Here is a 13905-nt window from a genome sequence, read left to right on the forward strand (position 1 = left end):
GGGAGTTTTTTTATTTAAGATAATAGCTGACTTAAATACTTAAATACACATTCATTTCGAAGATGAATTAACGCTTGCCGTTATTGGCCTGTTCAAAAGCTAGTTCAAAGGCATCGGTAAAATCTGTGATTGGCAGAAGATCTTCGCGGCAACGACGATTACGACCCAGTAATGATGATTCGACAAACAAATCAAACCATGTACTTAAGGCTTTGCCATTAGCCGCTTCACCAATCGCCCCTAAAGCTAATGATGCCACCTCGGCGGTGCCAAGTTGAAAGTCATGGCTGCCTTTACGCAATGCATAGGTTGCCAGCGTATCTGGGTCAAAGGAAAGCAGTGGTAAAGAATGCAAGTATGGACTCTTACGGAACATTTTAATCGCTTCACGCCAACTGCCATCGAGCATGATTAACAACGGCCGTTTGCCTTCGGCTAACATCGACATAGGTACCTGATTTAGTACCGTTTGTCCTTGCTCCGCATATTGGGCAGGAAACACTAAATAGGGTTGATATTGCGGCGAATTGAGTAAGGTAAGTAATGCCGCTTCAGGTTCAGTGCGCGACCAAATATAGGCGTGTGTATCTGGGATAAGATCCGCAATCAAGCGCCCACTGTTAGTTGGTTTTAGTACTTCATCGTTGTACATGATCAGCAGAAAACTCGCTTGAGTCTGTAACTGACGGCGCAGCGCGCAGGTACAGAACTGCTCACCTAAAAGACATAATGGACAGCGGATCAGTTTTTTACCACGGGCACCAAAGGGCTTAGTCGATAGAGACTTACGGTACTGATATAAATGGTGCACTGCATGTGGGGCTAAAGCCATAAAACCGATTCTCTTTCAAACTTATTAGGGATTGCAGCTAAGTTATTCAGCACTTTTCTCTCGCGGTGGCGCAGTTTATCCCTTGGCCGTAAAGGGCGCAACAGCTGTAATGCCAAACTCAATGTCACCACATCGCTTTTAACACAGGGTTAGCGAAGTTAACGCTTTAGTTACCTTCAGAGGGAAAATAATGCTAAATATCAGTAAGGGCTTAACTTTATGAGGAATTGCCGTAATATCGAGTTCAATCTCGACTCTATAAATGCAATTTCGATGAAAGGCCCATTATGCAACGACATCCCCTGCTCGCTTCCATGCCGTTATTAAGCGTTGTACTGCTCACTGCAACGCTATTTTCCAATATCGCAGCAGCACAAACAGTTCATACCACAGACATCCAGTCAATTGTAGATGCCGCAGTTAAACCTCTGATGGCCGAATACGGCATTCCCGGCGCTGTGATTGGTATTACCCTTGATGGTAAACAGTATTTTTACCAATATGGCGTCAGTTCTATAACCACAGGGCAAAGTGTGACTGAACATACTCTGTTCGAGATTGGCTCTATCAGTAAAACCTTTACCGCGACACTGGCGAACTACGCACAAATCGAAGGCAAGTTATTACTCACGGATATGACCAGTGATTATGTTCCTGCATTAAAAGGCAGCCATTTTGACGAGATTAGTCTCATCAATTTAGCGACTCACACTGTGGGAGATCTGCCGATGCAAGTGCCCGACAAGGTCACGAATAACGCGGAATTAATGGATTATCTTAAGCATTGGCAACCGTCATTTGCCCCAGGGACGCACAGGAATTACGCCAATCCGAGCATTGGCCTGCTCGGCATGATTGCCGCACAGAGTTTAGATAAAACGTTTCAACAAGCTCTTGAGCAAACACTATTTCCACAATTAGGTATGACCAGCAGCTATATCCAAGTTCCGAGCAGCAAAATGGCTGATTATGCCCAAGGCTACAATAAGCAAGACATGCCAGTGCGGGTCAATCCTGGTGTATTAGCAGATGAAGCCTATGGCGTAAAAACCACAGCCACGGATCTGCTGCATTTTGTGGAGGCCAATATGCAAATGCACCCGCTAGCTAAGCCACTGCAAACGGCACTCGATGAGACCCACACGGGATACTTTGATGTGGGCATGATGACTCAGGATATGATTTGGGAGCATTACTCTTATCCTATTGATCTTGAAAAAATACTTATGGGTCATACTCAGGAAGTCGTGTTTGGCAGCACACCCGTTAAACCCATAGTGCCGCCCCTCGCGCCGCAGCAAAATGTGTGGATCAATAAAACCGGCTCAACCGGCGGTTTTGCCGCTTATGCAGCATTTATTCCCGCACAAAAGCTTGGCATAGTATTGTTAAGCAATAAAAATTATCCTGTACCGCCTCGGGTGACTGTGGGGTATCAGATTTTAACTGGCATAGAGAAATTACAAAAATAGCATCATGCTGGTAGCGACTATCTAGCATTAAGGGAAATAAGGGGATAGCCCGATTCGCTATCTCCTTTTTATTTGTTTCTTACCAATATATTTTTAGCGTGACTTCCTTACATTAGGCACCTTATCCACTTGCTTACCTCCAATCTCTTAATAGCCACTATTTTTAAGCAAACTCCCATGTAAGAAAATAGGCAGTGCAGGGTTAATCTGAGTATTAATCCATTTGCAATTATTCGACCTAATTAACAGACAAATAACCCTACGTAAGTTTAGCTTTACAGCTAAAAATGAAGAGAAAAACTTATGCGTCGCATTAAAAAATATTTCATCAAATCAATATGATTGACACTTGAAGTTACGCTTTTAGGGAGTAAGATGCGCGCAAATACCTAAAGTGACCTTTTTCGGAACTATCATGTCAGGCATGCCACACTCTCCTATTCATCACGATATCGCTCCAGCGGCGAGTCAGTCTAGTTTACTGTTAATGATTGTCTTTATGGTCGCCTGCGGCCAAATGGCGCAGACGATTTTTGTGCCTGCCCTTCCGCAAATTGCACTCGGGCTCAATGTAGACGCTAGTCAGCTACAAGCAGTGATGGCTTGTTACTTACTCTCCTACGGAATTTTTCAATTTGTATATGGCCCAGTGTCAGACCGCGTTGGCCGTAAAATGCCACTCGTCGTGGGTATCGCAATTTTTATTATAGGTGCAGTGTTTGCGGCTAACGCCACAAGCTTTAACCAACTGATTGTCGCGAGCCTTATTCAAGGACTAGGCACAGCCAGCGCGGGCGCATTGTGCCGAAGTATTCCCCGCGATCATTACTTTGGCGACCGACTGGTTAAATTTAATAGTTATGTTTCTATGGCCGTAGTGTTTTTACCTTTACTGGCACCATTTATCGGTAGCGCCAGTGCGGCCTACTTCGACTGGCAAGCCGTGTACTGGGTGTTAGCAGGATTCGGTGCCGTGGTCTGGCTGTTATTGATATTCGCCTTTAAAGAATCGTTACCTAAGGCGCAGCGGGAACATCAAGCCGTTATCGCATCCTATCGGCATGTCCTGCGCCATAGAGCATTTCGAGCTTATCTATTTTCATTGATCGCAACCTTTGCGGGTATTGCGGCGTTTGAAGCCATTGCCGGCGTTCTCTATGGCCAATATCTTGGGCTGACGCCTTTCATGGTCAGTTGTTATTTTGTGGCGCCGATTCCAGGCTATTTATTGGGCGCGCTGATCGCAGGTCGACAAAATAAGCCGCAAAGAGTTATCTATCAAGGTGTTGCGCTGCTTGGCGCTGGCGCCTTATTCATGTTGATCCCGGGGCTTTTCAATTTAGTCGTCGGTTGGAGTTTACTGGTTGGATCGATTTTATTCTTCAGTGGCGCTGGTATGCTATTCCCTACCCTGACCTCGGCGGCTTTAGAGCCATTTCCACGTCAAGCAGGAATTGCAGGGGCATTACTGGGAGGATTACAAAATTTTGGTGCCGGACTTGCCGCATTGACTATGTCTTTAGTGCCTATGGGCGGCCAGTTGAGCATAGGTTTATTAAGCGCTGTCATGGTGGTGTTAGTGATTTTGTCTTTGTATTACGCCAGAGATCAAAATGACACTCACCACAATTTGATGCCACAGATTTAATACCCTAAATTTAAGATCCTAGATTTAAAACCATAGATTTAGAACCATAGATTTAATGCCGAAATATTGAAGCGATAGCGTTCTTAGCTTAAGCAAAATCTATTATCGCAATTTAACAAAAAAGCCCACATTGACGTGGGCTTTTTTAATCGGTAACAAACTGTACTTAAACAGAAATATTGGCAAATACGTTGTGCTATAGAACCCAGCGTTACAGAATGCGGCGCAGTAAAAAGTCGGCTTTAAGGCGACGAATTCGGGTCATGATCTTCTTCACAGGTGCAGGATAACTCTGCAAGGTATCCACTTGGCTGTAGTGATATAACCGCTGTGTGTGCTCAAGAATATGCGCCTGCTCGGCTTCAAACTGAGCTTTCCAGCAACCAATTTCATCTTGGATCAACAAACCATTCTCAAGATCCAGCGCCCAAGCTCTTGGATTCAGGTTAGAGCCTGTGATCAAATGCTTATTGCCGTCGGCACTGATGCCCTTGAGGTGATAACTGTTGATGCCGTGTTTCCACAGATGGATATTCAGCTGGCCATTATCAATCGCCCACTGTTGGCGTTTAGCAAACTTACGCAATGATTGCTCATACATATAGGGCAAGGCACCTATAGTGGAGAAATCCTGCTCAGGCGGAATATAAAAATCGTTAGCCGTCTTGTCGCCCACTACGATGTCAATGCGTTTGCCATTGCGCAAATGCTTAGCCAAGGCGCGCACTAAAATATAAGGCGGATTAAAATAGGGCGTGCAGATAAACAGAGAGTCTTTTGACTCTTCCACCAAGGCGACAACCACTTTATTGAGCAAGTTTTTCTTGCGGCCTAACCCAAGTAACGGCGTGATGCGATTGCCATCACGGGTTTCCTTAAACTGATATTCAGCGTCAGACAATCTCAGCTTAAAGCTGCGCATGTCCGTCTTAGGCGGCAGTACTTCTTGTTCAGCGTCTTGGGTTAACGAACACACAGCAGGATCAGCAATGATGTTTTTCTGGATCATCGCGCGCATACTGCGGGCTAATTCGGCCGACTCAATCAAGTGATAACGGTCGAAACGGTACTTATCATTTTGTTGTAAATAGATATTATTGAGACTGGCACCGCTATAGATCACCGCATCATCGATAATAAAGCCCTTAAGATGCAGTACGCCCATAAATTCACGGGACTTAACGGGGACACCTAAGATATCGATGGGATGTTCGGCTTCAGCCATCACTCTGCGGTACATCAAATAGTTACCGCTATCGCCTTTATGGCCAATCAAGCCGCGTCTTGCGCGGTGAAAGTCCACTAATACTTTGACATCAAGCGCTGGATTTGCCGCTTTAGCATCCATCAACGCTTGTAATACTTCACGGCCAGCTTCGTCATCTTCTAAATACAGCGCCGCAATATAAATACTGTGCTTGGCGCTCGCGATACGAGCGAGTAATTCTGCCTTGAAACGGCATGGCGTGAGCAACCACGTTAAAGCCTCGGGTTGAACGGCTATTCCACCAAGCTTATCTAGCAAGGCATCCTCCTTTAATCATGCTGACCACCCCGATAGGAAGCACTGGGGTTCAATGATAAAAACATCACAGCAATATGTGTTAACTCTGGATAGGCCTCTGTCACTGCCTGCCTGATCGTTTGTTCTACTTTAAGATGGATATCAGGGTCCTTAGGGAACCAGAGTAACTCAACTTGGACGAAGCGTTGATCAATTTTTCCATTTCGAAAACTGATGCTTGGGATCCAATCTAACGTGAAACTCTCTGCATTACCTTTACATATATCCGCCAATGACTGCAGTAATGTTTGGCTGAACGCTGCAACGACCGCTTGTGGTAAGCCGCGCATACTAATATGTGGCATGGTTTAGTTGTTACCTAAGAACCTAAAATCGTAAGGGGTAGAAATTACCGACTTCACCTCGTCTCGGCAAGACTTTTCTCCCAAAAGCCTCCTGAAACCTCGCGGTTTTGCTGGTAATTTGACCTCACGCGATGTAATCCCGCCGTAGCGCCACTATTTAGCTAAAAATCGCATCTTTTAGGCTAGGATTACAACCACATTTAAGGGCTGTTTTTCGGCACACATATCATGTTAAGGGCAATGTAAAAGTGTGAATATTAACGGTTCGATATTAATCGGACTGTCCGTGGATTAAGTGATGTTTAACGTGACAAGCCCATACAAACCATCGCAGGTTTTACTGAAGATCCGCTAAAATGTCTGCCAAATCACAAAATAATCTTCAAACCTATTTCGTTTACCCCGAACCCAGTGATTTAGCGTAAACTAAAACGCCTATTTGCGATGAAACCAACACGATAAAAGACGAAGACCATGAACAAAAAAATTCTGCTGACGTTAGCGCTGACACTGCTGTTTGCTTGGGGTATTTTCCATTTTAAAGCCCAGTTGGGATTACTGATCCTGCCACTGTTTATCGGACTGGTATTGTTTGTTACCCTACGTTTATATCGCTTGATGGAAAAGGATGACAGCAGCAGTGAGGATTAGCCCCACATTGCATCGAACTTAACCAGAAGGCCCATGATGTTCTTAATAAAAATGGTCAATCGCTAACATGGAAACGTTACTGAAAACCACTCTGTATGCCAGCCTACTTCTAACGGCGAGCCACAATCTCGCCCGCGCTGAATACATCGACGCTGGAGCGATAGAGACCCGAACCACTTCGCTTAGCCAAGCGGTCAGCAAAATCAGCCCTCGTCACTCGCAAATTGCACTGCTGGCAATGGACATGTCTAACAATCAAGTGATCTTTAGCCAACAGGCTGAGACGCTGTTTATTCCTGCCAGCACGCAGAAGCTACTTACAGCTGTGAGTGCCATGGCTCAGCTTGGGCCTGATTTTCGTTATATCACTGAATTATGGACGGATGCACCAATACACAAGGGCCATATCGCTGGCAGTGCATACCTGCGTTTTAGTGGCGATCCGACGCTGACCCAAGCCGATCTCAAGGCCATTTTTGCCAGTCTCGTGAAACAAGGCATTAATCGCATTGATGGACATCTGTATTTGCTCGGCGATAAACAAGAGCAAATGCAGGCCCCTGGTTGGGTTTGGGATGACTTAGGCATTTGTTTTGCCGCGCCTGTGTCGAGTTATATCATCAATCAGAACTGCGTCTACGGTCAGTTTAACCCTAGCACGGCCAATACACCTTCGCGGGTAAATCTGCGCACGGGAAGTTATGGGATAAAAGTCAGCAGCGATGCGGTATTTGATCCAAAGGCGAGTCGTGAGTTTTGCCAACTCGATTTGGTGCGACTAGGCCAAAACAACTATCATCTGCGTGGTTGTTATCCGGGCGGTGAAGCGATTGGACTGGCGATTGCGGTCAGCGATCCGTTCAAATTTGCCCAAGATAACCTCACCTCGCTGCTCAAAGGCGAAATGTCACTGGCGGGTAAAGTTAAGCTCGGCACTAGCTTGCCCAAAAAGGCAAAATTGATTGCCAGCCATAGCTCGGCGCCACTGCCTGAACTGCTCGATACTATGCTGCTCAAGTCGGATAATTTGATTGCTGATAGCCTGTTTAAACAGCTTGGCAAAAGTTATTTCAATGCCCAAGGTAGCTTTACTAATGGCGCGGCAGCCATGCAGCGGATTTTAACGGAGTTAGGCGTCGATCTGAGTAACGCTAACATTGTCGATGGTTCAGGGCTGTCACGCTATAACTTGCTCAATGCCCAGCAGTTAGCGGCGGTATTGGCACTCATCCATAAGGACAGTCGCTTTAGCTCGTTAATGACCAGTCTGCCGCAAGCAGGAATAAGCGGCACCTTAAGGTATCGCATGGGTTACAACAAGTCGCCGCTGAAACAGCAAATTTTTGCTAAAACAGGCTCGATGCAAGGCGTGTCTAACTTAGCGGGCTTTATCCGTTTGCCTGAGCACAGTGACACCCTGTTTGTGGTGCTTGAGAATGGCATGAGTCCCGAGCTTAAACATCAGCATAAACCATCGTTTAATGCCGAGTTTCTCAAGCAATTGATTTCAGTGCTGCAAGTGCCATCCCCCACCACAGCAGCGCTTAGTACCGCAGCTCACTCGGTCCAAGATTAAAAACTGCCGAGTAGAAATAGCATGACATAAAACAAAAAAGCACTGAGTCATCAGTGCTTTTCTCGTTTTTATTTCGTTTCTATTTAAACGAATCTATCGAAGCATAATTAAAACAACTCTGCAGGCATCGCCATAGTGGTCGCATCACCGGATCTAACTTGAGCGATATGGTAATCCGCTTTAGGCAGTAACTTATCAAAATAGAACTTAGCTAAATAGGCTTTCTGCTCGGCGAACGCTTTATCTTCATGGTCCGTGACCTTATCGACCATAGCCAACCAGTAGAAACCATAAAGGGTGTAACCAAAGGCATCTAAGAAGTCGACCGCGCAAGCATTGATAAGCGCAGGTTGAGCGACTTTGTGCTCATTAATCGACTCAGCGACTATGACTAATGCATCTAAACGTGCGCATACTGCGGCCACTTTCACCGCATCAACGTGAGTAAATGCGCGCATTTGTGCTTTCAAGTCAGCGACAAATTCGTTTAATGCGGCAAGATTATCGCCCGTGACTTTACGGCCGAGGAAATCGATGGCTTGAATGCCATTGGTGCCTTCATAAATCTGTGCGATACGGGTATCACGGACTAATTGCTCAATACCCGTTTCACGAATATAACCATGTCCACCAAAGACTTGCTGCGCCATGATCGTCGCATCAAGACCGCGATCGGTTAAAAAGGCTTTAGCGACTGGCGTTAATAAACCCACATAACGCGCTGCTTTGGCTTTAACTTCATCTTGAGCATATTTGGCCAAATCTAGCTGTTGCCCAGTAAACACAGACAAAGCACGGCCCGCTTCTGTCATCGCTCGAATGGTCAACAACATACGGCGCACATCGCCGTGGACGATAATAGGATCAGATTCACTGCCCGTCGGCGAGCCGCCAGCGGCAACGCCTTGATTACGCTCTTTAGCATAATCAGCTGCCATCTGATACGCCGCCTGAGCACTGCCCAGACCTTGTATACCAATCGCTAAACGCTCGTAGTTCATCATAGTGAACATGCATACGAGACCGCGATTGGGTTCACCAATCAAGAAACCTTGTGCATTATCAAAGTTCATCACACACGTTGCTGAACCTTTAAGGCCCATCTTGTGCTCGATAGAACCGACTGATACACCATTCGCATTCGCTAAGCTGCCATCGGTATTTACCGATATTTTAGGCACTAGGAAGAGTGAAATCCCTTTGCTATCCGGTAGCTTGGCAAGCACTAAGTGGATGACGTTTTCAGTTAAATCGTGATCGCCACCCGTAATGAAAATCTTGCTGCCCGTAATGGCATAACTACCATCATCCTGCGGTAAAGCTCGAGTGCGAATATTACGCAGATCAGAACCCGCTTGCGGCTCTGTCATATCCATAGCACCCGCCCATTCGCCGGAATATAACTTAGGCAAATAAGCTTGTTTTAATGCTTCGCTGCCGTGGGCATTGATACATAAAGCCGCACCCGCAGTTAACGAGCCATAAAGCGTAAATGCATTACAGGCACTGTAAGCCATTTCGTCGACTAAGATCCCCAGCATCTTTGGCATGCCCATGCCACCAAATTCAGGATCGCCACACAAACCAATCCAACCGCCCTGCGAGTACTGTTCATAAACGGCTTTGTAGCCATCAGGGGTAATCACTTGATTATCTTGATGTAACACGCCCTGCTCATCGCCCGTCCGGTTCAGCGGATGGATCAACTGACTGCTGATCTTGGCTGCTTCTTCAAGAATGGCATTGGCCGTGTCAATATCGACCATTTCAGCAATCTCAGGCAATTGTGCCCAAGTGTTTGGGGCATCAAATACCTGTTCCAGTAGGAAACGCATATCCGTCAACGGGGCTTGATAAGGGTTCATTGGTAGACTCTTAAACGTAGGATTAAAACAGTTGTTTTAATTTATACCAGTTCACTGTAGAAAACAATCTCATTACAAATACAGCCGCGAATAATATGGAGGTACGTGAGCAAAGTATAAATTCAACCCATAAAAAAAACCTTAAGCTTGAACTTAAGGGTCTCTATTTTATAAGCTTTACCACAGGATTGTCGCAGCGTTAGCTCACAAGCTTGTGCTTATTACCACATTAAATCATCTGGGATCGCATAATCCGCATAGGGATCATCTTCAACCACCACAGCTTTAGATTCATCCTGTTGCCACAGATAACCACACCACTGCGGCACCAGCAGTTTCACTCGCTCGGCTAACTTATGTGGCACTAAGTAACTCTTATCTTCGTAACGCACTATGCCTAACTGCCCTTTGAGCAATTCTGCCTGCAGTTTTTCATCTATGTATAAAGAATAGATTTTATTATCAAGAGTATAGTTAAATTTCACTTCAGCATAAGCTGGGATCTTAATCGCAGACTTAGTGAACTCTGTGATTAAACCGCGCACCTGTCCACGCTCTGATGCCTCTGCAAAACGTTGCTCGTTCAGCGCTTTATCTTTTAGCGCCTGCAGACGTTTTTGCTCGGCCACTTCTTGCTTAAAAGCACTGGAGCCATCATCTATTCGTGATTTTTTATCACGGCGTTTTTGGGTCTTAACGTCGCGAACCTTTTGTTTACTGGCAAGCCCTGCTTTGAGTAGCTGCTCTTGTAATGCATTAGCCATGGATCATTACCTACTTAATCTATATAAAATCAAAGTTCTCGATTTTGAATATCAAACATCTAAAACCAAACTACATTTTTGCGGCCAATTCGCCAAGCTCTGTCATCGCAATACTGGCGCCGCCAAGTGACCAACCGCCATCAACCGGCAGCACAACTCCCGTAATATAGGACGCCAATTCAGAGCCTAAGAATAATGCTGCATTGGCGATATCCTGACCTGCGCCGTTGCGTTTTAATGGAACGGATTGGGCAACCTTCTGCTGTAATGCGGCGCTGGGTGCGAGGCGATTAAAGCCTTCAGTGTTAGCTATGGGGCCTGGCATAATCGAATTAATTCTCAGCCCCTCACTGCCCCACTCTAACGCTAAGGTTCGCGTCAGCATATCCACGCCCGCTTTTGCCGCGCACACATGAACTTGCATGGGCATAGCAATTGAAGCCTGCGGCGCCGAAATCTGGATAATATTGCCATTGGGGCGACGCAGCAAAGGATAAGCCTGCTTTAGCACTTGAAAACTGCCGAGCAAATCAATGTCCATTACCGACTTAAAACCATTAGCCGAAAGCTTTGCGGCGCTGGCGGGGAAATTCCCCGCCGCGCCGCTTACCAGCACATCGATAAAACCAAACTCAGAAGCGACTTTATCAAAACCGACTTCAAGGGCGCTAAGATCGCGCACATCAAAACTCACACCTAAATGAATACCGTCAGGATTGGCCTGCTGCAGCTGCAATACCGCAGCATCAACTTTATCTTGGCTGCGACTCGCGACTGCGACATTGGCGCCAGCCTGTGCGAACGCCACTGCAATGGCGAGATTTATCCCACTGGTACCACCAACAACGACAACATTCTTACCTTGATAGTTAAACATGGGCGTTCTCCGTGAACTGTGAGATATGCACTCAGGGTGTGATTAATTATGTTATATTGTCATTCAAGATACTATTTCAATTTTTATCCATCATATCAAGGTTACTAACGAGCGATTCCAAGCTTTTTTATTCAAACGACGGTCAAACCGCGATTGAGACTACTATTGAAACGTCTATGCCAATGATTGGTGAATCGCTTGCAATGCCGCTAATGGATCGGCGGCTTTGGTGATCGGACGGCCTATCACTAGGTAATCTGAGCCCGCTGCTATCGCTTGAGGTGGCGTCATCACCCGGTGTTGATCGCCAGCATCACTACCTACTGGGCGGATCCCCGGCGTAACGAGTTTGAAATCCTGACCTAACAGCGATTTCAACGCTGTCGCTTCTTGGGCGGAACACACCACACCATCAAGTCCCGCTTGCTGCGTGAGCTTCGCCAAACGCTGAACATGTTCAAATGCAGGCACATTGATGCCGAGTAATTTAAGATCATCATCACTCATGGAGGTTAATACCGTCACAGCGATCAGCATAGGCGCTTTGTCGCCGTATGGCAGCAAGGCCTTTTTGGCCGCTTCCATCATGGCTAAACCACCGCTGGCATGCACGTTCGTCATCCATACACCCAGCTCTGCGGCTGCGGCCACGGCTTTAGCGACAGTATTGGGAATATCGTGAAATTTCAAATCAAGGAACAAATCAAAGCCACGATCATGGATATCTTTCACCAGTTGCGGGCCAAACAGGGTAAACATTTCTTTGCCGACTTTAAGGCGGCACATGTTGGGATCGAGTTTTTCTATCAGTTGTAAAGCGTGGTTTTTGTTATCGTAATCAAGCGCTACGAGGATAGGTTTAGTCGTCATCATCTCTCCAACAGAGTTACACTAACTATAGATATTATCTTATTTACTCGCCGTCTAAGCCTCTGATCCGCTTGATACTGCCCCAGTTTTTACAGGAAGGACAATGCCAGTAAAGTGCATGGGAAGGGAAACCACACTCTTTACAACGGTAGCTTGGACGGAATTTAATTTGTTGCTCAACGAGCTGCTCTAGCATAGTTAAACTTTGCTTGGCTTGCCCTTCCTCTGCTTGACGCAAATGCATTTGCATCAAGTGCTGAAAACCTTTCATGGTCGGATGGCGATATAGGGCATCGAGCACCATGGTCTCTGCCGCTTTAATCTCATCCAGACTTATCATGTGCTGCGCTAAGGCGACAACTACAGAAGCACCCGCGCCATCGGCCATGGCGCCCGCCAGTAACTCTTGGAAGCCTTCTTTGTCTTGTGTGTCGCGATAAACTTGTTTGGCCGTGGGGATTGCATCGGCAAAAAGCTCGATATCGGCTTTTTTCAGTTGCAGCAGCATTTGCTTGCACTGGGCATAATCTTGAATATCGAGGTATTTTTTCGCTAAGGTCAATAACGCTCGGCCGCATTGGGGATCTTGCTTCAGCGCCTGTTGCAGCAGTTTAATCTTCTGTGCATCGTCGCTGGCTTCATCGGCTAACTGGCAATAGAAATGCGCCGTTAACGGCTTTAAGACTTGCTGACGTTTACGACTTAGACGCTTAGTGATATCAATGGCTTTTTGCCACTCTTTAATCACTTGATAGATAGCAATGAGCTGAGTTTCTGACTCTTCACTGTGATCGTCTTGGCTAACCAAGTTGATAAAGATTTCTTCGGCCCTATCGTAAAATCCTGCGGCCAGATAATCTTTACCCAGCTCCATCATAGCGATGTCGCGCTGCTCATTGGCTAAGTTTGGACGGGCAATTAAATTCTGATGGATACGAATGGAGCGGTCGACCTCGCCTCGCTTACGAAACAGCGAACCGAGTGACAGATGGGTATCTATGGTTTCATCGTCAACATCTAGCATACTGATAAACAAATCAACGGCTTTATCCGATTCGTTCGACAGTAAGAAATTGAGGCCAGTAAAGTAGTCCCGGCTCAATTGTTTACGTTGATTGCTTTGATTCTGCCTTATGCTCCGTCGCCCCATATACCAACCGTAGGCGGCGGCAATGGGAAGCAACAGAAAGAGTATCTCAAGCATATTAGGCGTCTACATCCTGAGGGGCTTTAGCCATCACTTGGTTTAGTTTCTTTCTCGTTGTCGCTAAGCTCAATTTCAAGCGCACGATATAGTAGCTTGCAACTAACCAGCTCAAGATGAAACCAGCAAAAAAGACGATCGCTAGCACAACAGGTAAACGATATTCACCCTGTGCGACAAAATAGCTGATGGTCACCACTTGTTCGTTACGCGCGCCAAAGATCAACGCCAGAATAAATAACAGTGCCACAAGCACAGTTGCTACAAATGATTTCAC

General features: G+C 46.2%; 13 protein-coding genes. 4 read left to right on the forward strand and 9 right to left on the reverse strand.

Features of this window, described 5'->3' with window-relative positions:
• Positions 1–67: 67 nt before the first annotated feature.
• Complete coding sequence (locus tag Q4Q46_RS13165) at positions 68–832, reverse strand: tRNA-uridine aminocarboxypropyltransferase (protein WP_106650563.1); 765 nt, start codon at positions 830–832, stop codon at positions 68–70.
• Between the two features lie 287 nt (positions 833–1119).
• Here Q4Q46_RS13165 and ampC point away from each other — a divergent pair, with 287 nt between their 5' ends.
• The gene (gene ampC, locus Q4Q46_RS13170; RefSeq protein WP_311906173.1) at positions 1120–2304 is read left to right on the forward strand and encodes a class C beta-lactamase; all 1185 of its coding nucleotides are present in this window, start codon (positions 1120–1122) and stop codon (positions 2302–2304) included.
• Between the two features lie 415 nt (positions 2305–2719).
• Positions 2720–3952 carry a multidrug efflux MFS transporter EmrD gene (gene emrD, locus Q4Q46_RS13175; RefSeq protein WP_311906174.1) on the forward strand — a complete coding sequence of 411 codons (1233 nt, stop codon included), beginning with the start codon at positions 2720–2722 and terminating at the stop codon, positions 3950–3952.
• A gap of 211 nt (positions 3953–4163) precedes the next feature.
• Here emrD and pssA read toward each other — a convergent pair whose 3' ends face one another.
• Positions 4164–5477, reverse strand: a complete 1314-nt coding sequence (pssA, locus tag Q4Q46_RS13180) for a CDP-diacylglycerol--serine O-phosphatidyltransferase (RefSeq protein WP_259211938.1) — start codon at positions 5475–5477, stop codon at positions 4164–4166.
• Positions 5478–5488: 11 nt separating this feature from the next.
• Positions 5489–5821 carry a DUF1904 domain-containing protein gene (locus tag Q4Q46_RS13185; RefSeq protein ID WP_006081709.1) on the reverse strand — a complete coding sequence of 111 codons (333 nt, stop codon included), beginning with the start codon at positions 5819–5821 and terminating at the stop codon, positions 5489–5491.
• A 474-nt stretch (positions 5822–6295) separates the two neighbouring features.
• On the opposite strand from Q4Q46_RS13185, the gene Q4Q46_RS13190 reads away from it, so the two are divergent.
• Both Q4Q46_RS13190 and dacB read left to right on the forward strand, forming a co-directional pair.
• Positions 6296–6472 (forward strand): hypothetical protein, encoded by a 177-nt coding sequence (locus Q4Q46_RS13190; RefSeq protein ID WP_311906175.1) that lies wholly within the window; start codon positions 6296–6298, stop codon positions 6470–6472.
• A gap of 67 nt (positions 6473–6539) precedes the next feature.
• Positions 6540–8048 carry a D-alanyl-D-alanine carboxypeptidase/D-alanyl-D-alanine endopeptidase gene (gene dacB / locus Q4Q46_RS13195; RefSeq protein WP_311906176.1) on the forward strand — a complete coding sequence of 503 codons (1509 nt, stop codon included), beginning with the start codon at positions 6540–6542 and terminating at the stop codon, positions 8046–8048.
• A gap of 107 nt (positions 8049–8155) precedes the next feature.
• On the opposite strand, the gene Q4Q46_RS13200 is transcribed toward dacB, so the two are convergent.
• The 6 genes from Q4Q46_RS13200 to Q4Q46_RS13225 all read right to left on the reverse strand — a co-directional run bounded on the left by Q4Q46_RS13200 (position 8156) and on the right by Q4Q46_RS13225 (position 13905).
• The gene (locus Q4Q46_RS13200; protein ID WP_311906177.1) at positions 8156–9913 is read right to left on the reverse strand and encodes an acyl-CoA dehydrogenase family protein; all 1758 of its coding nucleotides are present in this window, start codon (positions 9911–9913) and stop codon (positions 8156–8158) included.
• 221 nt (positions 9914–10134) lie between these two features.
• Positions 10135–10677, reverse strand: a complete 543-nt coding sequence (locus tag Q4Q46_RS13205; protein WP_006081713.1) for a DUF2058 domain-containing protein — start codon at positions 10675–10677, stop codon at positions 10135–10137.
• Between the two features lie 70 nt (positions 10678–10747).
• A complete protein-coding gene (locus Q4Q46_RS13210) occupies positions 10748–11554 on the reverse strand; it encodes an SDR family oxidoreductase (RefSeq protein WP_311906178.1) in 807 nt (268 codons plus the stop codon).
• 174 nt (positions 11555–11728) lie between these two features.
• Positions 11729–12424 carry an orotidine-5'-phosphate decarboxylase gene (pyrF, locus tag Q4Q46_RS13215; RefSeq protein ID WP_011846776.1) on the reverse strand — a complete coding sequence of 232 codons (696 nt, stop codon included), beginning with the start codon at positions 12422–12424 and terminating at the stop codon, positions 11729–11731.
• 43 nt (positions 12425–12467) lie between these two features.
• Complete coding sequence (gene lapB, locus Q4Q46_RS13220) at positions 12468–13628, reverse strand: lipopolysaccharide assembly protein LapB (RefSeq protein ID WP_006086760.1); 1161 nt, start codon at positions 13626–13628, stop codon at positions 12468–12470.
• A gap of 1 nt (position 13629) precedes the next feature.
• A complete protein-coding gene (locus tag Q4Q46_RS13225) occupies positions 13630–13905 on the reverse strand; it encodes a LapA family protein (RefSeq protein WP_006081717.1) in 276 nt (91 codons plus the stop codon).

The sequence above is a fragment of the Shewanella vaxholmensis genome (assembly GCF_031932135.1).
GTDB lineage: Bacteria > Pseudomonadota > Gammaproteobacteria > Enterobacterales > Shewanellaceae > Shewanella > Shewanella hafniensis.

Excerpts from the sequence above, each read along its gene's own strand:
- Q4Q46_RS13200 (WP_311906177.1), bottom strand. The coding sequence starts at position 9,913 with ATGAACCCTTATCAAGCCCCGTTGACGGATATGCGTTTCCTACTGGAA.
- pyrF (WP_011846776.1), bottom strand. The coding sequence starts at position 12,424 with ATGACGACTAAACCTATCCTCGTAGCGCTTGATTACGATAACAAAAAC.
- emrD (WP_311906174.1), top strand. The coding sequence starts at position 2,720 with ATGTCAGGCATGCCACACTCTCCTATTCATCACGATATCGCTCCAGCG.
- Q4Q46_RS13210 (WP_311906178.1), bottom strand. The coding sequence starts at position 11,554 with ATGTTTAACTATCAAGGTAAGAATGTTGTCGTTGTTGGTGGTACCAGT.
- ampC (WP_311906173.1), top strand. The coding sequence starts at position 1,120 with ATGCAACGACATCCCCTGCTCGCTTCCATGCCGTTATTAAGCGTTGTA.
- Q4Q46_RS13165 (WP_106650563.1), bottom strand. The coding sequence starts at position 832 with ATGGCTTTAGCCCCACATGCAGTGCACCATTTATATCAGTACCGTAAG.
- dacB (WP_311906176.1), top strand. The coding sequence starts at position 6,540 with ATGGAAACGTTACTGAAAACCACTCTGTATGCCAGCCTACTTCTAACG.
- Q4Q46_RS13185 (WP_006081709.1), bottom strand. The coding sequence starts at position 5,821 with ATGCCACATATTAGTATGCGCGGCTTACCACAAGCGGTCGTTGCAGCG.
- Q4Q46_RS13205 (WP_006081713.1), bottom strand. The coding sequence starts at position 10,677 with ATGGCTAATGCATTACAAGAGCAGCTACTCAAAGCAGGGCTTGCCAGT.
- Q4Q46_RS13190 (WP_311906175.1), top strand. The coding sequence starts at position 6,296 with ATGAACAAAAAAATTCTGCTGACGTTAGCGCTGACACTGCTGTTTGCT.
- lapB (WP_006086760.1), bottom strand. The coding sequence starts at position 13,628 with ATGCTTGAGATACTCTTTCTGTTGCTTCCCATTGCCGCCGCCTACGGT.